A 22,630-nucleotide genomic window follows, 5' to 3' on the forward strand; every position below is an offset into this window, starting at 1 on the left:
GCGTCGGCGGGGCACAGGTCAGGGCGTCAGCTGGTCGGCCAGCCGGCGCGCGAGCCGATCGGCCGCCTCGCCCCAGGTGGTGAAAACCCCAAGTCTAGCCAGATCGACCGTTTCGAGCCCGGCATAGCCACAAGGGTGGATGCGGCGAAACGGCTCGAGGTCCATCGCGACGTTGAGCGCGACGCCGTGGTACGCGCAGTGGCGGCTGACCTTGATGCCCAGCGCGGCGATCTTGCCGAGCCCGCGGAACGGGTCGCGCGGATCGCGCGGCCCGGCCAGCGTCGCGTGGCCGAAGGGGTCGTCGAGGCGCACGTAGACGCCCGGCGCGCCGGCGACGCGGTGGCCGGTGACGCCGTAGTCCTCGAGCACCTTCAGCACCGCCGTCTCGAGCCGGAACACGTACTCCTTGACGTAGATGCCCAGCCGCTGCAGGTCGACCAGCGGGTACGCGACGACCTGCCCCGGCCCGTGGTACGTGACCTGCCCGCCGCGGTTGGTCTGCACGACGGGAATGTCGCCGGGCGCCAGCACGTGCTCGCTGCGGCCGGCCACGCCCTGCGTGAACACCGGCGGGTGCTCGACGAGCCAGACCTCGTCGCGCGTGGTGGCGTCGCGCGCGGCGGTGAAGGCGCGCATCGCCGCGTCGGTGGCGGCGTAGTCGCGCGCGCCGAGCAGGCGCACGACCGGGGGCTCGGGCAGGGGTGAGGCAGCAGCCGTCATGCCGGCATTGTCGGCGTCGCGGCGCATCCTGCGGCACACTCGCAGCCGGGGTGTGCAGGCGCGTGGCAGCGCGACGGCCTGTCCCGCCGACGACGAAGAACCGCGCATTGAAAGCCCCCCGATCCCGCCTGCTGCGTGCCCGGCTCGCAGCGCTCGCCCTGGCCGTGGCTGCCACGGCGGCCTTCGCACAGTCGCCACCGCCCTCGGGGGCCGTGCGTGCGCAGCTCGAACTCGGCGTGCGCGCGTACGAGGCCGGCCGCGTCGACGAGGCACGCGCGATCTTCGAGCGGCTGTCGGCGGCCGGCGTCCCGGCGGCGCACTACAACCTGGCGATGATGCAGCTGCGCGGCGACCTCGTCGGCGGTGTCCCGGCGGCGCTGGTGCTGCTCGAGCGTGCCGCCGACGGCGGCTTCGTCACCGCGATGGTGCAGCTCGCGCGGCTGCACGAGGACGGGACGGCCACCGGCCGCGCCGACCTGCCCGCCGCGCACCGCTGGTACCTGCGCGCCGCGACCGCCGGCAGCGTCGAGGCGCAGGTCGAGGTCGCGACGTCGTATTACCTCGGCCGCGGCACCGAGACCGACATGGCGCAGGCCGCACGCTGGTACCGCGAGGCGGCCAACGCCGGCGACGTCGGCGCGATGTATCTGATCGCATCGATGTACGAGGCTGGCCTCGGCGTCGAGTGCGACCTGCGGCTGGCGCTGTACTGGTACGCACTGGCCGCCGACGCCGGCGACGCCGCGGCGGCAGCGAAGGTGCGCGAACTGCAGGACCGGCTGCGCGCGCCGGGCTGCTGAGCCGCGCGCGCCGTCGACGCCGACCGGCGCGCGCCGCGCACCACGCCCATCGCGGCGCCCTTCAGGGTCCCGGGCGCACGAGGCGCCAGCCGCCGAGCGCCGTCGCGGCGGCCGCGACGGCGAGTGCGGCCGCCGCCATGACGACGGCACGCCGCGACCCGGTGGCGGCGGTGCGGGCAGCGCGAGGCGGTGCAGCGGGATCGGTCATCGTCGTGGACGGCAGGTGCAGTGCGTTGCATGATACTTATTGCCGTATACGGCCTGCACCATGCATCGGTCTCGCGAACCTGTGCGCCCGGCGGCCTGCAGAGCCGTCGTCGAACCGCGCGAACCGATGCGCGCGCGACGCACTCCAACGCGTGCCGACGCTGCCGCAGCCGCGCCGCGATCGCCGGGCTGCGCGATGGCTCTTTGCGGAACGGCTGGCGCCGGCACGGGTCTTGACGGTCGGCAGCGGAGCGGCCGCGATCGCACGGCCCGCGACACAGAGTGGCCCCGAAGAATCCCCACTGACCGAAGAAAGGAGAGTCCGAGATGAGCACCGACACGATGCGCCCGGCGCCGACCGACCCCGAGCGCCGCTTCTGGGTTCTGACGGCTTCGGCCGCCGGCGGCGTCGCCGCGGTCGGGGCGTCGGTCCCGTTCGTCGCGTCGTTCGCGCCAAGCGAGCGCGCCCGCGCGCTCGGTGCCGCCGTCGAGGTCGACCTGTCGGACATCCCGCCGGGCGGCATGAAGACCGTCGAGTGGCGCGGCAAGCCGGTGTGGATCGTGCGTCGCACACCCGAGATGTTGGCCGCCGTCGAACGCCCGCACCCCGACCTCGCCGACCCCCAGTCGCTGCGTCCCCAGCAGCCCGACTACGCACGCAACGCGACGCGCTCGATCCGGCCCGAGATCTTCGTCGCGGTCGGGATCTGCACGCACCTGGGCTGCTCGCCGACCGCGGTGCCGGCCGGCAGCGCGAACCCCAGCGTCGGCGCCGACTGGGCCGGGGGCTTCTTCTGCCCGTGCCACGGCTCGACGTTCGACGGCGCGGGCCGCGTGTTCCGCAACAAGCCCGCGCCGACCAACCTCGAGATCCCGCCGCATCGCTACGTCAGCGACTCGCGGCTGCTGATCGGCGAAGACCAGGCCTGAACGGCGACGCGGCCGGCCTGCCGGCTGCGCGGGCAGAATGCGGGGGCCGCTGCCCGCGCCGCCCCCGGATGACGCCTCCCGACCCCGGCACCCCCCCGACGCACCTCGCGCTGCCGCCCGACGACGCGCTGCGCGAGGTGTTGCACAACGAAGTGCACGCGCGCCCGTCGGCGCGCATCCGGCTGCCGGCGCTCGTCGTCTACGTCGCCGTGCTCAACGCGGGCATCGGCCGCGACGCCGAGTGCGCGCACCTGCGCCGCCTGCCCGGCCAGGACGCGCTGCCGCTCGACGCGCTGGCGGGCAACTTCCTGCGCCTGCGCCTGGGTGGCTGCACCGTCAAGTGGGAGCGTCACACCGAGTTCACGCGCTACTCGATCGTGCAGCCGCTGCCCGACAGCGCCGCGCTCGGCGCTGCCGACCCCGAGCTGCTGCCGGCCGTCGTCGTCGATCCGCAGTGGCTGCGCGAGATCCCCGGGCGCACCGTGGCGGCGATCAAGCTCGCGATGGTGCACGGCGACCTCGCCGACCCCGCGGCGCTGGTCCCGCTGGCGCAGCGCTGGTTCGGCGGTCGCCCCGTCGTCGCGTCGCTGATGGGCCGTGCCCCGGGCGGCGGCAGCCACTCGTGCGCCGTGACCGACTTCCAGCTGCGCGCGAGCGGCTACGAGCGCATGCTCGTCATCGCGCCGCCCGACACGACCGAGACGCGCGCCGGGCGCATCTCGCAGCGCCTGCTCGAGCTCGAGACCTACCGCATGATGGCGCTGCGCGGCCTGCCGGCGGCCAAGTCGCTGGCGCCGATGCTCGGCGACGCCGAGGCGACACTCGCGTCGCTGACCGAGCAGCTCGAGGCCGGCCAGGCCTCCGACCAGGAGCTGCTCGACCGCCTCGTCGCGCTGGCCGGGCGGCTCGAGCGCGCGACCGCCGCGCACGACTACCGCTTCGCCGCCACGCGCGCGTACAGCACGCTGGTGGCCGAGCGCCTCGCCGAGCTGCGCGAAGCGGCGATCCCCGGCACGCAGACGATCGGCGAGTTCCTGCAGCGCCGGCTGAACCCGGCGATCGCCACCGTGGCCGCCACCGCGCAGCGGCTTGCGTCGCTGTCGCAGCGTGTCGAGCGCGCGAGCGCCCTGCTGCGCACGCGCGTCGACATCGCCACCGAGGCACAGAACCAGCAGCTGCTGGCCAAGCTCACGCGCGGGCAGGAACTGCAGCTGCGGCTGCAGACCACCGTCGAAGGGCTGTCGATCGCCGCGATTTCGTATTACGTCGTCAGCCTGATGCTGTACGGCGCGAAGGCCGCGAAGTCGGCCGGATTGCCGCTCGACCCGGAGATCACCGTCGGCGCGCTGATCCCCTTGGTGCTGTGGGGCGTGTGGCGCACGACGCGCCGCATCCACGAACGCCTGCACAGCACGGGCGCATGACGGCGCTGCAGGTCGGCCCGCTCGCGTTTCCCATCGCTCCGCTGCTGTGGCTCGTTGCGCTGCTGGTCGCGCAAGGGCTCGCCGCGCGCATGGCCGGGGCGCATGCGCGCGAAGCCGGCGACGCCGTGTGGCTCGCGGCGCTGGCCGGCTTCGTGGCCGCGCGCGTCGCGTTCGTCGCCGGCGCCGCCGACGCCTACCTCGCGTCGCCGTGGAGCGTGCTCGACATCCGCGACGGCGGCTGGTCGCCGGCGGTCGGCGTCGCGGTGGCGCTGGCCGTGCTCGCGTGGCGCGGCCTGCGTGCCGCGCCGCTGCGGCGTCCGCTCGCGGCGGCATCGGCCGCGGGCGCCGTGTGCTGGGGCGTGTCGTCGACGCTGCTGGGCGTGCACGACCGCCCCGCGCTGCCTGCGCTCGCGCTGCAGGCGCTCGACGGCACGCCGGCCGACCTGCACGTGCTCGTGCACGGCCAGCCGGCCGTGATCAACCTGTGGGCGAGCTGGTGCGCACCGTGCCGCGCCGAGCTGCCCGCGTTCGCCGCCGCGCAGCAGCGCGAGCGCGGCGTGCGCTTCGTGTTCGTCAACCAGGGCGAGGACGCCGCGGCCGTGCAGCGCTTCCTCGCGGCACAGCCGTTCGCGCTCGACGGCGTGTGGCTCGACCGCGCGTCGCGGCTCGGGCCCGCGATCGGTTCGACCGGGCTGCCGACGACGCTGTTCGTCGACGCGCAGGGCCGCGTCGTCGAGCGTCACTTCGGGATGCTCAGCGCCGCGTCGCTCGCGAGCCGGCTGCGCGTGCTGCAGACCACGACCGCCTCGCGGCCATCCCCGCACTGACACGGCCGACCGACATTCAGCGGGCACCCCGTCGCGACCGCTGCAGCGCGTGCTCGGGGTGGGGCTGCCGCGTTCAGCGCCGTCGCAGCCCGAGCCCCACGACGGTGGCGACGACGACGATCGCGCCGGCGACCTGCACCGGCGCGATCGCCTGGCCGAGAATCGCCCACGCGAGCACGAGCGCGAACACCGGCTCGACGTTCATGATCGCCGAGTTGCCGACGACGCCCAGCCGCGGCAGCACGGTGAACATCACCGTGAACGCGGTGCCGTACAGCAGCGTCAGCGCCACGAGGCCCCACCAGCCGGCCGCCGCCTGCGGCAGGTGCAGGCCGCCCTGCGTCGCAGTGCCGGCCAGCGCCAGCACCGCGACGATGCCCATCGTGCCCGCGGTGCGCACGCGCCCGTCGAGGTCGCCGGCCTCGTGCTGGGTCCACACCAGCGCGAGGCCGAACACCGCGCCGGCGCCGAGCGCGAAGGCGACACCGGCACCGATGCGCCCCCACTGTGCGGCCGCGCCGAGCCCCGACGCGGCGCCGAAGACGTCGAGCGCGAGCGCGAGCCCGGCCAGCAGCACCGGCATCGCGACCAGCACGCGGCGCTCGGCGCGCTGGCGGTACAGCACGCGCGCCCACAGCGCGGTCCACAGCGGGTAGGTGTTGAACGCGAGCAGCGCCAACGCCACCGGCAGCCGCGCGACCGCCGCGTACAGCCACAGGCTCTGCACCGCGACGAGCACCCCGATGGCCGGCAGCGCGCGCCGGTGCCGCGGCTGCAGGCGCAGCGGCACGCGCTGCACGGCCAGCAGCACGCCGACCGCGAGCGCCGTGAACGCGCTGCGCCACGTCACCGCGGTCGCGACGTCGACGCCGTGGTCGAACGCGACGCGCGCGGCGACGTGGTTGGCGCCCATCATCAGCGCGATCAGCAGCAGCGTGGCGAAGGCGCTCGGCGGCAGCGCCGTGGGGCGGGCAATCATGCGGCCATTGTCGGCGCCGACGCGCGAGCCCCCCGGTCGGCCGCTGCTTACACTGCCGATCGATGCGCCAGCCCGTCGACTTGTCCCACGCCAGCCGCCTCGTCAACCACGGCCCCACCGTGCTCGTGACGAGCTCGCACGGCGGGCGGCGCAACGTGATGGCGGCGGCGTGGTCGATGCCGGTCGAGTTCACGCCGCCGCGCGTGGCCGTCGTGATCGACAAGCACACCGTCACGCACGATCTGGTGCTGGCCAGTGGCACGTTTGCGCTCAGCCTGCCGGGCCGTGCGCTCGCCGACCTGACGTACACCGTGGGCAGCGTCTCGGCGCGCGACGTCGCCGGCGGCGACAAGTTCGCCGCCTACGGCATCGCGACGTTCAGCGGCCCGGTGCTGGGCCTGCCGCTGGTCGAGGGCTGTGTCGCGTGGCTCGAGTGCCGGCGCATCCCCGAGGCGCACACCGAACAGGCCTACGACACCGTGTTCGCCGAAGTCGTCTCGGCGCAGGCCGACGCGCGCGTGTTCGCGCACGGTCGCTGGTCGATGCACGACGGCAACGCGGCGCTGCACACGCTGCACCACCTCGGCGGCGGCGTGTTCGCGTCACCGGCGGCCACGGTGCGCGGCCGCGTGCTGCCGCCCGTGGCCTGATCGGCGCGCTGCCGGCGGTCGCGCACGCGCCGGCGGCGTGCGGCTTACAGTGCCGGCGTTGCCCGCCGTCACGACGTCACCGATGCCGCCTGCCGCCACCGCCCGCCTGCTCGAGCTGTACCCCGCGATCGCCGAACTGGCGCCGCCGCTGCGCGATCCGGTGCTCGCCCGCCACGCGCAGGCGATGCAGGTGAGCGCCGGCACCGTGCTGTTCGAGGAAGGCACACCGTGCCGCGGCTTTCCACTCGTCGTCGCCGGCGAGGTGCGCGTCGCGCGCGGCACGCCGCAGGGCCGCTCGCTCGAGCTGTACCGCGTGACGCCGGGCGAGGTCTGCGTCGCATCGACGTCGTGCCTGTTCGGCCACGGCCTGCTCGCCGCGCACGGCGTCGCGGCGCAGCCGAGCGAACTCGTCGTGCTCGACCCAACCGGCTTCGAGCGCTGGACCGCGCACGAGCCGTTCCGCCGCTTCGTGTTCGGCGTGTTCGCCGACCGGCTGGCCGAGCTGATGGCGCTCGTCGAGGCGGTGGCCTTCCAGCGCCTGGACCAGCGGCTCGCCGCGACGCTGCTCGGGCACGGCAGCGTCGTGCTGGCCACGCACCAGGCGCTGGCCGACGAGATCGGCACCGTGCGCGAGATCGTCACGCGGCTGCTCAAGCGCTTCGAGCGTGCCGGCTGGGTGCGCCTGGGACGCGAGCGCGTCGAGATCGTCGACGCCGCCGCGCTGCGCGCACTGGCCGCGACCGGCACGGTGTGACCGGGGTCACCGACCGCGGGCGGCACGCGATCTAGCATCATTCGCACGCGGTCCCGCGGGGACCGTCCTTTTCGAGGAGATCGCGCATGAAACCCAACGTCGGCGGCATCGACCGCATCCTTCGCTTCGTGGTCGGCATCGTGCTGGTGGCGCTCGCGGCCACCGGCACGATCGGTGCGTGGGGCTACATCGGCATCGTGCCGATCGTCACCGCCGCGCTCGGCTGGTGCCCGGCCTACCTGCCGTTCGGCATCAGCACCTGCAAGACCAAGGGCACCTGAGCCCACCGGCCGCCGGCGCCACCGCGTCGGCGGTCGGCCTCGACGTGCACGCGTCCGACGCGCCGGGCGCGCGCACCCCGGCCGCACCGCGGCAGCCACGGTGCGGAACGCCGCCCTCCCCCTAGAGGCAGCGGTGCGATTCGACGGTCAGGCCCCTAGCATCGGCCGGCAGCCCCGCTGCGAGGAGACGCACCGATGAGATATCCCGGCCGTGTGATCAAGATGGGCGAGGCGGACCCGCGCATTGTCCGCGCGCTGAAGACGGCGCTGAACAAGGCGCTGGTGCTGCGTGGCGGCGAGGCGATCGTGCTCGACCCCGACAACCCGCACTTCGGCCCGCGCATGAAGCAGGCGGTGCAGCTGTTCCAGGCCCGGCACGTCGACGAGCACGGCCAGCCGCTGAAGATCGACGGCGAGGTCGGTGCGCTGACGTGGGCCGCGCTGTTCGGCCGCGAGCGCGTGCCCCAGGCGCACGAGGTGACCGACCCGTTCCTTGCCGCCGTGCTCGCTCACGCGGGCGCGGCTGCCGACGCCGGCGTGCGCGAGCAGCCGCGCAACAGCAACCGCGGCCCCGAGGTCGACGAGTACCTGCGCCGCGCCGGCGTCGCACCGGGGCTGGCGTGGTGCTGCGCGTTCACGTACTGGTGCTTCGACGAGGCGGCGCGCGACGCCGGCCGCGCGAATCCGATGGTGCGCACCGCCGGCTGCCTGAACCACTGGAACCGCGCCGAGCGCCACGGCGCGCGCCGCATCCCCGCGCGCGCCGCGATCGACGACCCGCGGCGGGTGCGCCCCGGCATGGTGTTCATCATGGACTTCGGCGGCGGCCTCGGTCACACCGGCTTCGTCGAGCGCGTCGAAGGCGGTCACATCCACACGATCGAGGGCAACACCGACGCGTCGCAAGGCCGCGAGGGCGGTGGCGTCTACCGGCTCGCGCGCCGGCTGGCCAGCGTCAACAAGGGCTTCATCGACTACGCCGGCGTCTGAGGTGTCAGCGCGTCGCACCAGCGTTCGACCGCCGCGCGCACCTCGAGCGGCCGCTCGGTGAGCGGCCAGTGCTGGCAGGCGATCGGCTGCACCGTGACGTTCGGCCCGGCGAGGGCGGCGCGCATCTGGCCCGCGTCGGCGAACGTCGCGCCGGTCGACAGCAGCGCGAGCACGGGCACGCCGAGCTCGCGCGGCAACGGTGCGGGGGCGAACATCTCGACCAGGTCCTGCAGGTAGACCGCCAGCGGCACGTGGCGCAAGTCGGCACGCGCCGAGCTGTACCGCGCGATGAACGCGCGCTCGGCCTCGGGCGAGCCGAGTGCGCGGCGCGCGGCCTCGTCGAGCGCACGCAGGTCCAGCGGCGGCAGCGCCCGCCGGTGCACGCCGAGCGCGTTGAGCCCGCGCACGAGGCACGCGGCCAGCGCGATCAGCGGCGCGGCCTGCGCGAGCCGCAGCCAGCGCCCGTGCAGCGCCGAGCGGAACACCGGGTCGATCAGCACCAGCGCGACCACCCGCCGCGGGTGGCGGCGCGCGAAGTGCAGCGCGACCTGCGCGCCGAGGCTGTGGCCGACGACGATGGCGGTCGCCGCGCCTTCGGCGTCGAGCACGGCCGCGAGGTCGTCGCACCACAGGTCGGTGCCGACGCGCCGGCGCGTGATCGACTCGCCGTGGCCGCGCAGGTCGACGCGGATCAGCGCACGGCGCGACGCCAGCACGGTGTGCTCGGCGAACTCGGCGAAGCGACTGCGGTTGCTCGCCAGGCCGTGGATCAGCAGCAGCGGCGGGCCATCCGGCACCGGCGGGCGGTGCACGGCGTAGGCGATCGTCACGCCGCCGGGACGCCGCAGGCGGTGCACGCACTCCTCGACCGCCATCGAACCCTTCCGTCGTGTCGCGGTGGCTGCGCCGCGCTCAGCCGCACCGGCAGCGCCGCCACCGCCGCGTGCCGTGGCTGCTCACGCCGCTGCCACGTCGCGGAACTGCGCCTGGTGCAGACGGCTGTACGCGCCGCCGCGGGCGATCAGTTCGGCGTGTGTGCCCTGCTCGACGATGCGGCCCTGGTCCATCACGACGATCAGGTCGGCCTGCTCGATGGTCGACAGCCGGTGCGCGATGACCAGCGTCGTGCGCTGCCGCATCAGCGTCTGCAGCGCCTGCTGCACGAGGCGCTCGCTCTCGCTGTCGAGCGCCGACGTGGCCTCGTCGAGGATCAGCAGCGGTGCGTTCTTCAGGAACGCGCGCGCGATCGCGATGCGCTGGCGCTGCCCGCCGCTCAGGTTGACGCCGTTGTGCCCCACCGGCGCGTCGAGCCCGCCGGGCAGCCGCACGATGAACTCCCACGCCTGTGCGGCGCGCGCGGCCGCCTCGCACTGCGCGGGCGTCGCATCGGTGCGTCCGTAGGCGATGTTCGAGGCGATCGTGCCGTCGAACAGCACCACCTGCTGCCCGACCCAGGCCAGTTGCTCGCGCCACGACGCGAGCTCGATCTCGGCGGCCGGCCGCCCACCCCAGCGGATCTGGCCGGCGTCGGGATCGTAGAAGCGCGCGAGCAGGTGCGCCACCGTCGACTTGCCGCTGCCCGACGCGCCGACCAGCGCGACGGTACGCCCCGGCGCCAGCTCGAGGCTGAAGTCGGCCAGCGCTGGTCGCGGCTGGCTGCGGTACGAGAACGTCACGCGGTCGAACACGACGGGCTGCGTCGCGGCGACCTCGGCCGTCAGCGGCTGGCCGTGGCCGACGCGCTCGGGCGCGGTGTCGAGCAGCGCGAAGATGCCCTCGGCCGCGGCCAGCCCGCTCTGGATCACGGCGTTGACGTTGGTCAGCCGGCGGATCGGCTCGAACAGCAGCGACATCGCGGTGACGAAGCCGACGAACTCGCCCGGTGTCAGCGCGTCGCGCGACGACAGCGCCGTGGCCGCGTAGATCACCGCCGACACCGCCGCCGCGGCCATCACCTGCACCAGCGGCACGTTGAGCGCCTGCACGCGCACCGCCTTCATCGTCGCGCGGCGCAGCTGCTCGGCCGCGGCGTCGAAGCGCTCGGCCTCGTAGCGCTGAGCGCCGAAGACCTTGACCTCCTTGATGCCGTTGAGCGCCGACTCGAGGCGCCCAGCCAGGTCGCCGACGAGCGCCTGCATGCGCTTGTTCGAGCCGCGCAGCTTGCGGCTCGCGCTGCGGACCGCCCACGCGACCAGCGGCGCGATCGCGAAGATCAGCAGCGCGAGCTGCCACGCGCTCCACAGCAGGTACGCGGTCAGGCCGACGACGATCAGCGAGTCGCGCACGACGATGATCCACGCCGTCGACAGCGACTGCCCGACCAGCGGCACGTCGTTGAGCACGCGCGACAGCATGCGCCCGTGCGGCTGCGCCTGGTGGTACTCGAGCGGCAGCGCGTTCTGGTGGCGAAACACCTGCTGGCGCAGATCGGTCACCGCGCGATGCGCGACCCACGCGCTCGACACCGAGGCGCCGTAGTCGGCCAGCCCCTTGCCGACGAAGGCCAGCATCAGCAGCAGCGGCAGCTGCCACGCCGCAGCGGCGTCGCGCGCGATCAGGCCGTCGTCGATCAGCCGCTTGAGCAGCGCCGGCAGCACCGGCTCGAGCGACGCGGTGACGACCATCGCCAGCAGCGACAGCGCGACGACGCGCCAGTAGCGCCAGGCATAGCCCAGCAGCCGCCGGTAGGTGCGCAGGCCCTGCTTCATTCGCGGCGCAGCACGCGGTCGACGAACCAGCGGCCCAGCGCCGAGGTCCTTTGCCGCTCGAACTCGGCATCGAGTGCCGCGCGGTCGTAGCGCGTCGTCAGCCAGTCGACGAACGCGATGCCGTGCGCCGCGCCGTCGGCGAGGTAGCGGTCGAAGAAGTAATCGAGCTTGGCGGTGTCGCCCATGCGGAAGTGGCCGTAGATCCAGCGCAGCTGGCGGGCACTCGTCTCGATCGGGTCGCCCATCTGGAAGTGGCGGTACAGCGCCGCCGCGATGCCGGCGCGGTCGGCACCGGACTTGCAGTGCATCAGCGCGGGGTACTCGATGCGCGCGAACAGGTCGCGCAGCCCGAGCACTTCGTCGACGGTCGGCAGCTTGCGCGAATAGAGGCGGTGGTTGACGAGCGCGATGCCGAGCTCGCGGCAGGTCTCGGCTTCGAGCGCATAACTGCCCCACGCGTTCTCGCCGCGCAGGTTGACCACGGTGCGGATGCCGTAGCGGCGGGTGTAACGCCGCAGCTGCGCCGGGCTGGGCTGGCTGAGCCGGTACATGCCGCCGCCGAGCGGATAGAAATTGTTGTAGACGGCACGCACGACGCCGTGGTCCACCAGATGCATGTCCAGATGGGCGAGCAGTCGACCCAGCGGTCGGGTGAGGTCGTGAGGCATCGGAGGGACATGCCGCCTTGGCGCAACGTGGCAGGCACCGGGCACGCAGCGGGTGGGGGAACCGAGATCGAACAGCGCATGTTAGCGAACGGCGCCAGCGCCGGCCCGGGCGACGGTTGCGCAAACATGCGCGTCTGCGGGAACGACCCGACGAAGGAAACATCGCCGCCAGCCCCGCGCAGCGTCGTACGGCAAGCGAAGGGCGGTGCCGGGCGGGTTCAAGCCGCCGAGGCTACGGCAGGTGGCGAAATACGTCGTCCACACTGGCGCGCGGCGCAACGCAGGCGGGCGCCGGCGGGCGACAATGCTGGCTCACATCCGACACGTTGCGTGCCATGCAGAAGATCGTCAATGGGCTGCTCCGGTGGCTGATTCGCCTCGTCGCCATCGTGCTGCCGCGTGACAAGGCCATCGCTCTCGAACGGTGGCGTCGCGGCCGCGAAGAGTACGCGCGCTTCAGCCAATGCGACTACGTGTTTGCGTCGTATGGCAAGGCCGGTCGCACCTGGGTGCGCGTGATGATCTCGCGCTATTACCAACTCGCTTACCGGCTGCCCGAGGCGATGGTCATCGATTTCGACAACTTCCACCGTCTGAACGCGGCGATTCCGCGGCTGTTCTTCACGCACGACAACTACCTGCGCGAATACGCCGGTCACCCCGAGGACAACCGCATTTACTACGACAAGAAGACCGTGCTGCTGGTACGCCGGCCCCAGGATGTCGTCGTCTCGCAATACTTCCAGTGGAAGTTCCGCATGCGCCCCGAGAAGAAAGTGATCAACAGGTATCCGCCGCATGGCGCCGACGTTTCGATGTACCAATTCGCGATGGATCCGCACCAAGGGCTGCCTGCCATCGTTGCCCACATGAACCGCTGGGCGCGAGAGATGCCCCGGATGAAGCATTGCCTCGTCGTGCGCTACGAAGACCTGCGCGCACGAACTGCCGAGGAGATGGCTCGCATCATGCGCTTTCTTGGTACCGAGCCCGACGCAGCCCTGCTGAACGACGCGGTGGAGTTCGCCTCGATCGCCAACCTGCGCGAGAAGGAGCGCAGCAACTACTTCGCCGGCAGCGGCAGCCGCGTGCAGGCGCGCGACGTCAACAACCCCGACTTGTACAAGGTGCGCCGCGCGAAGGTCGGCGGCTACCGCGACTATTTCGACGACGAACAGATCGCCGCGATCGACGCACTCGTCGAACGCGAGCTATTGCCGGACTTCGGATACACCGCAGCGGCCGCACCCGCTGCAGCGTCGAGTTGACGCGCCGCGAGGGCCAGCGCGCTCACTCCACCGTCACGCTCTTCGCGAGGTTCCTCGGCTTGTCGACGTCGGTGCCGCGCGCCACCGCGGTGTGGTACGCGAGCAGCTGCAGCGGCACGACGTGCAGGATCGGGCTCAGCGCGCCGTAGTGCTCGGGCATGCGGATCACGTGCACGCCTTCGTCGCTCTCGATGCGGCTGTCGGCGTCGGCGAGCACGTACAGCTGCCCGCCGCGCGCACGCACTTCCTGCATGTTGCTCTTGAGCTTCTCGAGCAGCTCGTCGTTGGGGGCCACCGTGACGACCGGCATCTCCGAGGTGACGAGCGCCAGCGGCCCGTGCTTCAGCTCGCCGGCGGGGTACGCCTCGGCGTGGATGTAGCTGATCTCCTTGAGCTTGAGCGCGCCCTCGAGCGCGATCGGATAGTGCAGCCCGCGGCCGAGGAAGAGGGCGTGCTCCTTGCGCGTGAAGTCCTCGGCCCACGCGATGACCTGCGGTTCGAGCGCGAGCACGGCCTGCACCGCCACCGGCAGGTGGCGCAGCGCCTTCAGGTGCGCCTGCTCCTGCGCGTCGGTCAGCCGCCCGCGCACCTGCGCCAGCGCCAGCGCGAGCAGGAACAGGCCGACGAGCTGCGTCGTGAACGCTTTGGTCGACGCCACGCCGATCTCGGCACCGGCGCGCGTCAGGAACGCGAAGCGGCACTCGCGCACCATCGCACTCGTCGGTACGTTGCACACCGTCAGCGTGTGCGCCATGCCTAGGCTGCGCGCGTGCTTGAGCGCCGCGAGCGTGTCGGCCGTCTCGCCGCTTTGCGAGATCGTCACGACGAGCGTGCGCGCGTCGGGCACGCTGGTGCGGTAGCGGTACTCGCTCGCGATCTCGACCGCGGTCGGGATGCCGGCGATCGCCTCGAGCCAGTACTTCGCGGTGCTGCCGGCGTAGTAGCTGGTGCCGCAGGCCAGGATCAGCACGCGGTCGACCTCCCTGAACACGCGGTACGCGCCGTCGCCGAACAGCTCGGGGCTCACGGACTCGACGGCGTCGAGCGTGTCGGCGATCGCCTTCGGCTGCTCGAAGATCTCCTTTTGCATGTAGTGGCGGTAGGGGCCGAGCTCGGCCGCGGCGGTGTGCGCCGGCATCGGCTTGACCTCGCGCTCGACCGGCCGCCAGCGCCCGTCGGCGCCGCGCGCGCTGAGCCAGAACTTGCCCGGCTGCAGGTCGACGACGTCGCCTTCTTCAAGGTAGACGATGCGGTCGGCGACGCCGGCCAGCGCCATCGCGTCGGAGGCGACGAAGTGCTCGCCGTCGCGCCCGAGGCCGAGCACGAGCGGCGAGCCCTCGCGCGCGCCGACGACGCGCTGCGGCTCGTCGCGGCAAAACACGGCGATCGCGTAGGCGCCCTTCAGGCGCTGCACCGCGCGCTGCACCGCGTCGACGAGATCGCCGTCGTAGAGCTGGTGCACGAGGTGCGCGATGACCTCGGTGTCGGTCTGGCTCGTGAACTCGTAGCCGCGCGCCTTCAGCTCGGCGCGCAGCTCGTCGTGGTTCTCGATGATGCCGTTGTGCACCAGCGCGATGCGGTCGCCCGAGAAGTGCGGGTGCGCGTTGTGCACCGCCGGCGCGCCGTGCGTGGCCCAGCGCGTGTGCGCGATGCCGGTACCCGAGCGCACGCCGTCGGCGGCCGCCTGCGCGGCGAGGTCGGCCACGCGCGCCGTGCTGCGCGTGCGGCGCAGCTGGCCGTCCTGGTGCACCGCGATGCCGCACGAGTCGTAGCCGCGGTACTCGAGCCGGCGCAGGCCCTCGATCAGCACCGGCACCACGTCACGGCCGGCCACTCCTCCCACGATGCCGCACATCGGCTGCTCTCCTTTGTTGGGATGCCGCGATCGTAGGCGCGGCCGCGTGATGTATGCGTTCGTTTTGCACACCACAAGTGAAACGATTCATCGTCCAGAGCACACAGCGCAACAAACGAGCAAAATGCAACTCTGAATGCACGAACTGACCATCAACGGACTCGACCCCATCGACCGCCGCCTGCTCGACCTGCTGCAAGCCGACGCGAGCCGCAGCAACGTCGACCTCGCGGCGGCGGCCGGCGTGTCGCCGGCCACGGCGCTGCGGCGCGTCAAGCGCCTCGTCGACGCCGGCGTGATCGAGCGGCAGGTGGCGCTCGTCGCGCCGACCGTCACGCCGCAGGCGCTGACGGTGATCGCCGAGGTCACGCTCGACCGTCAGGGCGCCGAGCACCTCGCCGCGTTCGAGGCGCGCGCGGTCGCGGAGGACGCGGTGCAGCAGTGCTACCGCGTCTCGAGCGGCCCCGACTTCGTGCTCGTGCTGTGGCTGCCCGACATGCCGGCCTACGACGCCCTCGTGCAGCGCCTGTTCACACAGGACGCGAACGTGCGCAACGTGAGGGCCTACTTTGTCGTTCGGCGCAGCAAGTTCGACCCGCTCATCCGGCTGCCCGCATAGCGCCGAACGTCACGCCGCCTTCAGGATCGCCAGCCCCTTCAGGTACTCGCCCTCGGGGAACGCGAGCGTCGTCGGGTGGTCGCACGCGCCCTCGAGGCGCGCGAGCAGCGCGCCGTCGACGCCGGCGTCGATCGCCGCGCCGGCGACGATCTTGTGGAACAGCTCGGCGCCGATGCCGCCCGAGCAGGAGAACGTCAGCAGCAGCCCGCCGGGCGCGAGCAGCTTCAGCGCGAGGCGGTTGATGTCCTTGTACGCGCGCGCGGCGCGCTCGGCGTGCGCGGCGGTCGGCGCGAACTTCGGCGGGTCGAGCACGATCGCGTCGAAGCGCTCGCCGGCCTTGAGCCGCTCGCGCAGCGTCGCGTTGACGTCGGCGTCGAGCCACTGCGCGCGGCCCGCATCGAAGCCGTTGAGTGCGACGTGCGTGCGCGCGCGCTCGAGCGCCGGCGCCGACGAGTCGACGCCGACGACCTCCTTCGCGCCGCCGGCGAGCGCCGCCACCGTGAAGCCCCCCGTGTAGCAGTAGCCGTTGAGCACACGCTCGCAGCCGAAGTGGCGCACCCACTCGGCGAAGCGCGCGCGGTTGTCGCGCTGGTCGAGGTAGAAGCCCGTCTTGTGGCCTTCGGCGACGTCGACCGTCAGCTTCCAGCCGTGCTCGCGGATCGTGACCTCGGTCGCGCCGTCGCCGCGCAGCCAGCCGGTGGCCGGCGGCAGCCCTTCGAGACCGCGCACGCCGGAATCCGAGCGCTCGTACAGACGCGCGCAGCCGGTGGCCTCGAGCAGCAGGTCGGCGATCGTCGCCTTCCAGCGTTCGGTGCCGGCCGACAGGAACTGCGCGCTCAGCGTGTCGGCGTAGCGGTCGACGACGAGCCCGGGCAGGCCGTCGGCCTCGCCGTGGACGAGGCGCACGCCGTCGCTCGCGACCGGCAGCCGCGCGCGCAGCGCGACGGCGGCGGCGATGCGGCGCGCGAAGAAGTCGCGGTCGATGCGCTCGGCCTCGTCGAAGCTCCACGCGCGCACGCGGATCGCGCTCGTCGGGCTGTAGGCGCCCCACGCGAGGAAGCGCCCGTCGTGCGCCTCGACGCGCACCGTCTCGCCGGCGTCGGCCTTGCCCCTCGCGACGCTGCCCTCGAACACCCACGGGTGGCGGCGCAGCAGCGAGCGTTCCTTGCCTTCGCGCAGTCGGATGCTTTTCATGCGCGCATTGTCGCGGGCGGCCGCGGTGGTCTGCGCCGCGACGCCCCGCAGTGACGCCGCCGCGCGGTTACAACTTTCGCTTCGCGCGCGGGTGCGCCGCGTCGTAGACCTTGGCCAGGTGCTGGAAGTCCAGCCGCGTGTAGACCTGCGTCGTCTGGATGTGCGCGTGGCCGAGCAGTTCCTGCACGCCGCGCAGGTCGCCGCTGGACTGCAGCAGGTGCGACGCGAAGCTGTGCCGCAGCATGTGCGGGTGCACGTGTGTCGGCAGGCCGGCATCGAGTGCGAGCCGCGCCAGCCGCGAGCGGACCTGGCTCGGCGTCAGCCGCGTGCCGCGTCGGCTGAGCAGCAGCGCCGGTTCGTCGGCGCCGGGGCGCAGCAGCTGCGCGCGAACGTCCAGCCACTGCGTCAGCGCCCGTGCCGCGGCACGTCCCACCGGCACGCTGCGCCGCTTGCCACCCTTGCCGAGCACGTGCACGCTGGCGTCGGCCACGTCGACCCAGCCCGCGGCCTGCGGCGACGCGGCCACGTCGAGGCCGACCAGCTCGCCGACGCGCAGCCCGCAGCCATACAGCAGCTCGACGATGCAGCGGTCGCGCGCACACAGCACCGCGTCGCCCTGCGACGGCACGTGCTCCGCGAGCGCCACGGCCTGGTCGACCGCGAGCGCCTTCGGCAGCGGCTTGGCTGCGCGTGGCGCACGCACGCCGTCGACCGGGTTCAGCGCGACCTTGCCGTGCCGCCCCCACCAGCGGTAGAGGCCGCGCCAGCCGGCGAGCACGATCGCGATGCTGCGCGGCGCGAGCCCCTGCGCGTGCATCTGCGCGACCCATCGCCGCACGTGGTGCGGCTGCACCGCTGCGAGCGCGACGCCGGCGGCAGCGGCCGCTGCGACGAGGCGCCGCAGCGCGTCGGTGTACATCGCCACCGTGCGCGCGGCCAGCCGCCGCTCGACGACGAGGTGGGCGAGCCACGCCTGCACGTCGTCGGGCAGGCCGGGCGCGTCCACTACAGGCGGATCAGGCGCGACAGCGCCGCGCTGGCCAGCTCGCCGACGCGCAGCAGAAACTCGGTGCCCATGTCGGCGCTGTAGCGCGTCGGGTCGGGCGAGCCGAGCACGAGCAGGCCGATCGCGCCGCGCCCCGCCTCGACCGCTCCGTGGCGCAGCGGCACCAGCGCGATCGACGTGACGCTGGCCGGGTCGTCGAGCCACTGCGACGCCTCGAAGCCCGAGTTGAGCCCGCAGTACGGCAGCCCGAGGCTCGCGGTGAAGCTCTTGACGTCGTCGCTGACGCCCTGCGTGAACGGCAGCCCCGCGTACGCGTCGGCGACGTTCCACAGCCGCAGCGCGGCCTGCGGGATCATGAACTCGTGCTTCAGGTCGCGCACGACGACGTCGGGCAGGTCGGCCGGGTTCGCGGCCAGCAGCAGCGCGCGCGTCCAGCGGTGCAGGCGGTCGGCGATCGCGACGTTCTCCTGCCCGTGGCGGATCATCTCGACGATCTTGAGCTCGAGGCCCTTGATGCGCTCGCGCAGCATTTCCATCTGCCGCTCCTGCAGCGAGACGGCGCGCTGCCCGTGCGGGCTGGTCAGCTGGATCGCGGCGAGCAGCTCGGCGTGGCGCTCGAAGAAGCCCGGCGTGTTCGCGAGGTAGTTGGCGATGTCCGCCTCGGTGATGCCCTGCACGCCGAAGCTCATCGCGGGGTGTCCTTCATAGCTCGATCTCTCCTTCGAAGACGCTGCGCGCCGGCCCCGTCATGCGCACCGACGACTCGCCGCCGGCCCACTCGATCGTCAGCCGCCCGCCGCGCGCGTCGACGTCGACGCGCCCGTCGAGCCAGCCCAGCCGGATACCGGCGACGACGGCGGCGCAGGCGCCGGTGCCGCAGGCCAGCGTCTCGCCGGCGTCGCGCTCCCACACGCGCAGCTTCACGTGGTCGCGCGCGAGCACCTGCACGAAGCCGACGTTGACGCGGCGCGGAAACCGCGGGTGGTGCTCGACCCGCGGCCCGAGCGTCGTCACCGGCGCGGCGTCGACGTCGTCCACGCGCAGCACGGCGTGCGGATTGCCCATCGACAGCACCGCGACCTCGACGGTCGCGCCGTCGAGGTCGAGCGGCCACAGCGCGAAGCCGCCGACCTCGCGCGGCACGAGGCCGGCGGTGTCGAACGGCACGTCGCGCGGGTCGAAGCGCGGGCGGTTCATGTCGACCGTCACTCGGCCGTCGGGCTGCAGCGCGAGTTCGAGCCGGTTGTTGACCGTCTCGACCTGCAGCGTCGTCTTGTCCGACAGCCCGTGGTCGACGACGTAGCGCACGAAGCAGCGCGCGCCGTTGCCGCAGTGCTCGACCTCCTCGCCGCTGGCGGCGTTGAAGATGCGGTAGCGGAAGTCGACACCGGGCGTCGTCGGGCGCTCGACGACGAGGATCTGGTCGGCGCCGACGCCGAAGCGGCGGTCGCCCAGGCGCTGCAGCTGCTCGCGCGACAGCGACAGCGGCGCGCGCGTGGCGTCGAGCACGACGAAGTCGTTGCCCGCGCCTTCCATCTTGGTGAACCGCAGTCGCATCGGCGGCGATTATCGGCGCTGCCGCGTGCGGCGCCGGGTTTCACGTCGCGAAGGCGCGCGGCGTCAACGGTACAGCGACGGCTCGCCCGGCGGGCGCGTCTTGAACCGCTTGTGCACCCAGAGGTACTGCGCCGGCAGGCGGCGGACCTCGGTCTCGATCCACGCGTTCATGCGCCGCGCGTCGTCGACCGCATCGTCGCTCGGCCAGTCGGTCCACGGCGGCAGGAAGCGCACGACGTAGCCGCCACCGCCGGCGAGCATCTCGACGACCACCGGCTGCACCACCATGCCAAGCGAGCGCGCCATCTTCGACGGCGCGACCAGCGTCGCGGCCGGCACGCCGAAGAACGGCACGAACACCGCCTCGCGGCGGCCGAAGTCCATGTCGGGCAGGTTGAAGAAGGCGCTGCCGCGCTTGATCGCGCGCACCAGTGGCAGCGCACGCTCCGAGCGCGGGAAGATTTCGGCGTTGCCGAAGCGCGTGCGCGCCTGGCGCATCGCGGCGTCGATGACCGGATGCCTCTGCGCCTGGTAGATCGAGCACACGGGCCGCGACTGGAACAGCTGCGTGGCCTGGCCAGCGACGTCGAGCCCGAGGAAGTGCGGCACCAGCCACATCACCGGGCGCTCGCTGCGCTCGGCGAGCCCGACGTCGCCCTCGACGTGGATCAGCCGGCGCAGCCGCGACGCCGGCGCGTACCACAGCAGCCCGCGCTCGAGCAGGCTGCGCGCGAGCCAGCCGAAGTGCTCGCACACCAGCGCGCGGCGCTCGCGCGGCGTCAGCTCGGGCAGGCACAGCGCGACGTTGCGCAGCGCGATGCGCCGGCGCGATCGCGCGACGCGGTACAGCACGGCACCGACCCCGCGCCCGCACGCGGCCTGCACCGTCAGCGGCAGCCACGAGAACGCGCGCAGCAGCAGCAGCCCGATCCGGGCCAGCGGCCAGGTCCAGCGCGGCGCGGCGCGCTTCACGAGGCGGCGGCCGCGTGCCGCGGCTTGCGGGGTTGCTTGTAGCGGTCGTAGGCCCACAGGTACTGCGTCGGGCACTCGAGGACGACGCGCTCCATCTCGGCGTTCATCGCCGCCGCGGCAGCGGCCACGGCGGCGGTGTCGTCGGCCGCGGCCGGCAGCGGCTGCGTCGGGCGGCGCACCTTCAGCACCCAGCCCCCGCCGCGCGGCAGCCGCTCGGCCCACGCGAGCAGCCACGGCGCGCCGCTGGTCAGCACGAGGCGCGCGGCCAGCGTCATCGTGTACGCCGGGGCGCCGAAGAACGGCGCCCACACGCCCTGGTCGCGCGGAGGCACCTGGTCGGGCAGCAGACCCACGGCGTCGCCGCGGCGCAGTGCGCGCAGCATCTGGCGCACGCCGGCGAGCGACGTCGGCGCGGTCTCCAGGCCGGGGCGGCGGCGCGAGCGCTCGGCAAACTCGCGCAGCCACGGCTGGCGCGCCGGGCGGTACAGCACGGTCAGCGGGTGGCGCGCCCCCCAGCGCTCGGCGTAGGCTTGCGCGCAGACCTCGAAGCTGCCCAGGTGCGGCGTCAGCAGCACCACGCCACGTCCGGCGGCCAGCGCCTCGTCGATCAGCGCATCGCCTTGCCAGCGCACGTGACGCGAGATCGGCTGCGAGCCGGCGCCGATCCACAGCCACGGCACCTCGGCGAACAGCTTGCCGGCTTCGGCGACCGCGGCGCGGATCTGCGCGCCGTCGAGCCCGGCGCGCTGCGCGTTGGCACGCAGCACGCGCCGGTAGTCGCGCGAGGCGAGATAGGCCAGCCAGCCCAGCATCGCGCCGAGCGCGTGCAGGAACCGCAGCGAGCGGCCGGCGAGCCAGCGGAACAGTCGGGCCATTTTCTTATAATCGACGCATCGCCGAGTTAAAGGACAACTTGCGGGGCGATGGGGGCCGGATGGGCCGGTGCCCGAAATACCGCTAAAGCGTTCGCCGCTTCCCAGATGCCTTCGTGGCGGGGCCGGCAACGCCGGCAACCACGACGAGCACGGGAGTTTAAGCAAGTGGCGAACGATTACCTCTTCACTTCGGAATCGGTCAGCGAGGGGCACCCCGACAAGGTCGCCGACCAGATTTCCGACGCGATCCTCGACGCGATCTTCAAGCAGGACCCGCGCTCGCGCGTGGCCGCCGAGACGCTGTGCAACACCGGCCTCGTCGTGCTCGCCGGCGAGATCACGACCAACGCGCACGTCGACTACATCCAGGTCGCGCGCGACACGATCAAGCGCATCGGCTACGACAACACCGAATACGGCATCGACTACAAGGGCTGCGCGGTGCTCGTGGCCTACGACAAGCAGAGCAACGACATCGCGCAGGGCGTCGACCACGCGAGCGACGACTACCTGAACACCGGCGCCGGCGACCAGGGCCTGATGTTCGGCTACGCGTGCGACGAGACGCCCGAGCTGATGCCCGCGCCGATCTACTACGCGCACCGGCTGGTGGAGCGCCAGGCGCAGCTGCGCAAGGACGGGCGGCTGCCGTTCCTGCGCCCCGACGCGAAGAGCCAGGTCACGATGCGCTACGTCGACGGCAAGCCGCACTCGGTCGACACCGTCGTGCTGTCGACGCAGCACGCGCCCGAGATGAGCCTGGGCAAGTCGATGAAGCCCGAGTTCATCGAGGCGGTGGTCGAGGAGATCATCAAGCCGGTGCTGCCCAAGGAGTGGCTCGCCAACACGCGCTACCTCGTCAACCCGACCGGGCGTTTCGTCATCGGCGGCCCGCAGGGCGACTGCGGCCTGACCGGGCGCAAGATCATCGTCGACACCTACGGCGGCGCGTGCCCGCACGGCGGCGGTGCGTTCAGCGGCAAGGACCCGACCAAGGTCGACCGCTCGGCCGCCTACGCGGCGCGCTACGTCGCGAAGAACGTCGTCGCCGCCGGGCTCGCGCGCCAGTGCCAGATCCAGGTCGCCTACGCGATCGGCGTGGCCAAGCCGATGAACGTGACCGTCTACACCGAGGGCACCGGCAAGATCCCCGACGAGAAGATCGCGCGCATCGTGCAGGAGGTCTTCGACCTGCGCCCGAAGGGCATCATCCAGATGCTCGACCTGCTGCGCCCGATCTACGAGAAGACCGCCGCCTACGGCCACTTCGGCCGCGACGAGCCCGAGTTCACGTGGGAGCGCACCGACAAGGTCGACGTGCTGCGCGACCTGGCCGGTCTGTGAGC

The 22,630-nt window shown here is 72.9% G+C and carries 23 protein-coding genes; 11 read left to right on the forward strand and 12 right to left on the reverse strand.

Annotated features, from left to right (window positions below):
* Positions 1–18: 18 nt before the first annotated feature.
* Entirely contained in the window at positions 19–720 is a 702-nt protein-coding gene (gene lipB, locus MOJ79_RS02005; RefSeq protein ID WP_241922646.1) for a lipoyl(octanoyl) transferase LipB, read from the reverse strand.
* A 164-nt stretch (positions 721–884) separates the two neighbouring features.
* Here lipB and MOJ79_RS02010 point away from each other — a divergent pair, with 164 nt between their 5' ends.
* From MOJ79_RS02010 to MOJ79_RS02025, 4 genes are all read left to right on the forward strand, one after another.
* Positions 885–1,520, forward strand: a complete 636-nt coding sequence (locus MOJ79_RS02010) for a tetratricopeptide repeat protein (RefSeq protein WP_241922647.1) — start codon at positions 885–887, stop codon at positions 1,518–1,520.
* A 534-nt stretch (positions 1,521–2,054) separates the two neighbouring features.
* On the forward strand, positions 2,055–2,657 hold the full coding sequence (petA, locus tag MOJ79_RS02015; protein WP_241922648.1) for a ubiquinol-cytochrome c reductase iron-sulfur subunit: 603 nt from the start codon (positions 2,055–2,057) through the stop codon (positions 2,655–2,657).
* A gap of 68 nt (positions 2,658–2,725) precedes the next feature.
* Complete coding sequence (locus tag MOJ79_RS02020; protein ID WP_241922649.1) at positions 2,726–4,081, forward strand: DUF3422 family protein; 1,356 nt, start codon at positions 2,726–2,728, stop codon at positions 4,079–4,081.
* A complete protein-coding gene (locus MOJ79_RS02025) occupies positions 4,078–4,908 on the forward strand; it encodes a TlpA disulfide reductase family protein (RefSeq protein WP_241922650.1) in 831 nt (276 codons plus the stop codon). Before MOJ79_RS02020 ends, MOJ79_RS02025 begins: the two co-directional genes overlap by 4 nt.
* 73 nt (positions 4,909–4,981) lie before the next feature.
* On the opposite strand, the gene MOJ79_RS02030 is transcribed toward MOJ79_RS02025, so the two are convergent.
* Positions 4,982–5,887, reverse strand: coding sequence for an EamA family transporter (locus tag MOJ79_RS02030; protein ID WP_119289660.1), 906 nt, complete (start codon positions 5,885–5,887; stop codon positions 4,982–4,984).
* A 62-nt stretch (positions 5,888–5,949) separates the two neighbouring features.
* On the opposite strand from MOJ79_RS02030, the gene MOJ79_RS02035 reads away from it, so the two are divergent.
* From MOJ79_RS02035 to MOJ79_RS02050, 4 genes are all read left to right on the forward strand, one after another.
* Positions 5,950–6,537: a flavin reductase family protein gene (locus MOJ79_RS02035; RefSeq protein ID WP_241922651.1), complete on the forward strand. Its 588-nt coding sequence runs from the start codon at positions 5,950–5,952 to the stop codon at positions 6,535–6,537.
* A gap of 82 nt (positions 6,538–6,619) precedes the next feature.
* A complete protein-coding gene (locus tag MOJ79_RS02040; RefSeq protein WP_241922652.1) occupies positions 6,620–7,291 on the forward strand; it encodes a Crp/Fnr family transcriptional regulator in 672 nt (223 codons plus the stop codon).
* Positions 7,292–7,377: 86 nt separating this feature from the next.
* Positions 7,378–7,572: a YgaP family membrane protein gene (locus MOJ79_RS02045; RefSeq protein ID WP_119289666.1), complete on the forward strand. Its 195-nt coding sequence runs from the start codon at positions 7,378–7,380 to the stop codon at positions 7,570–7,572.
* 195 nt (positions 7,573–7,767) lie between these two features.
* Positions 7,768–8,562, forward strand: a complete 795-nt coding sequence (locus MOJ79_RS02050) for a CHAP domain-containing protein (RefSeq protein WP_241922653.1) — start codon at positions 7,768–7,770, stop codon at positions 8,560–8,562.
* Here MOJ79_RS02050 and MOJ79_RS02055 read toward each other — a convergent pair.
* From MOJ79_RS02055 to MOJ79_RS02065, 3 genes are all read right to left on the reverse strand, one after another.
* On the reverse strand, positions 8,547–9,437 hold the full coding sequence (locus tag MOJ79_RS02055; protein ID WP_241922654.1) for an alpha/beta fold hydrolase: 891 nt from the start codon (positions 9,435–9,437) through the stop codon (positions 8,547–8,549). The genes MOJ79_RS02050 and MOJ79_RS02055 overlap by 16 nt on opposite strands.
* Positions 9,438–9,518: 81 nt before the next feature.
* A complete protein-coding gene (gene msbA, locus MOJ79_RS02060) occupies positions 9,519–11,270 on the reverse strand; it encodes a lipid A export permease/ATP-binding protein MsbA (RefSeq protein WP_241922655.1) in 1,752 nt (583 codons plus the stop codon).
* Complete coding sequence (locus tag MOJ79_RS02065; protein WP_241922656.1) at positions 11,267–11,887, reverse strand: fused DSP-PTPase phosphatase/NAD kinase-like protein; 621 nt, start codon at positions 11,885–11,887, stop codon at positions 11,267–11,269. Before MOJ79_RS02065 ends, msbA begins: the two co-directional genes overlap by 4 nt.
* Positions 11,888–12,273: 386 nt before the next feature.
* On the opposite strand from MOJ79_RS02065, the gene MOJ79_RS02070 reads away from it, so the two are divergent.
* Complete coding sequence (locus MOJ79_RS02070; RefSeq protein ID WP_241922657.1) at positions 12,274–13,206, forward strand: sulfotransferase domain-containing protein; 933 nt, start codon at positions 12,274–12,276, stop codon at positions 13,204–13,206.
* Positions 13,207–13,228: 22 nt separating this feature from the next.
* Here MOJ79_RS02070 and glmS read toward each other — a convergent pair whose 3' ends face one another.
* Complete coding sequence (gene glmS, locus MOJ79_RS02075; protein WP_241922658.1) at positions 13,229–15,061, reverse strand: glutamine--fructose-6-phosphate transaminase (isomerizing); 1,833 nt, start codon at positions 15,059–15,061, stop codon at positions 13,229–13,231.
* A gap of 136 nt (positions 15,062–15,197) precedes the next feature.
* Between glmS and MOJ79_RS02080 the strand changes: the two genes are divergently transcribed.
* The gene (locus MOJ79_RS02080) at positions 15,198–15,680 is read left to right on the forward strand and encodes an Lrp/AsnC family transcriptional regulator (RefSeq protein ID WP_241922659.1); all 483 of its coding nucleotides are present in this window, start codon (positions 15,198–15,200) and stop codon (positions 15,678–15,680) included.
* Between the two features lie 9 nt (positions 15,681–15,689).
* Here the strand turns inward: MOJ79_RS02080 and MOJ79_RS02085 are convergent, their stop codons facing one another.
* From MOJ79_RS02085 to MOJ79_RS02110, 6 genes are all read right to left on the reverse strand, one after another.
* Complete coding sequence (locus MOJ79_RS02085) at positions 15,690–16,874, reverse strand: class I SAM-dependent rRNA methyltransferase (protein WP_241922660.1); 1,185 nt, start codon at positions 16,872–16,874, stop codon at positions 15,690–15,692.
* Positions 16,875–16,941: 67 nt separating this feature from the next.
* A complete protein-coding gene (locus MOJ79_RS02090) occupies positions 16,942–17,880 on the reverse strand; it encodes a tyrosine recombinase XerC (RefSeq protein ID WP_241922661.1) in 939 nt (312 codons plus the stop codon).
* The gene (locus MOJ79_RS02095) at positions 17,880–18,569 is read right to left on the reverse strand and encodes a DUF484 family protein (protein WP_119290778.1); all 690 of its coding nucleotides are present in this window, start codon (positions 18,567–18,569) and stop codon (positions 17,880–17,882) included. The genes MOJ79_RS02090 and MOJ79_RS02095 overlap by 1 nt, the downstream gene beginning before the upstream one ends.
* 13 nt (positions 18,570–18,582) lie before the next feature.
* Entirely contained in the window at positions 18,583–19,437 is an 855-nt protein-coding gene (dapF, locus tag MOJ79_RS02100; protein ID WP_241922662.1) for a diaminopimelate epimerase, read from the reverse strand.
* A 63-nt stretch (positions 19,438–19,500) separates the two neighbouring features.
* Positions 19,501–20,409, reverse strand: a complete 909-nt coding sequence (locus tag MOJ79_RS02105) for an LpxL/LpxP family acyltransferase (protein WP_442863088.1) — start codon at positions 20,407–20,409, stop codon at positions 19,501–19,503.
* Positions 20,406–21,284 (reverse strand): lysophospholipid acyltransferase family protein, encoded by an 879-nt coding sequence (locus MOJ79_RS02110; protein WP_241922663.1) that lies wholly within the window; start codon positions 21,282–21,284, stop codon positions 20,406–20,408. Before MOJ79_RS02110 ends, MOJ79_RS02105 begins: the two co-directional genes overlap by 4 nt.
* A 165-nt stretch (positions 21,285–21,449) precedes the next feature.
* On the opposite strand from MOJ79_RS02110, the gene metK reads away from it, so the two are divergent.
* Complete coding sequence (gene metK, locus MOJ79_RS02115; RefSeq protein ID WP_241922664.1) at positions 21,450–22,628, forward strand: methionine adenosyltransferase; 1,179 nt, start codon at positions 21,450–21,452, stop codon at positions 22,626–22,628.
* The last annotated feature ends 2 nt before the right edge of the window (positions 22,629–22,630 follow it).

The sequence above is a fragment of the Calidifontimicrobium sp. SYSU G02091 genome, from assembly GCF_022631395.1.
GTDB lineage: Bacteria > Pseudomonadota > Gammaproteobacteria > Burkholderiales > Burkholderiaceae_C > Calidifontimicrobium > Calidifontimicrobium sediminis.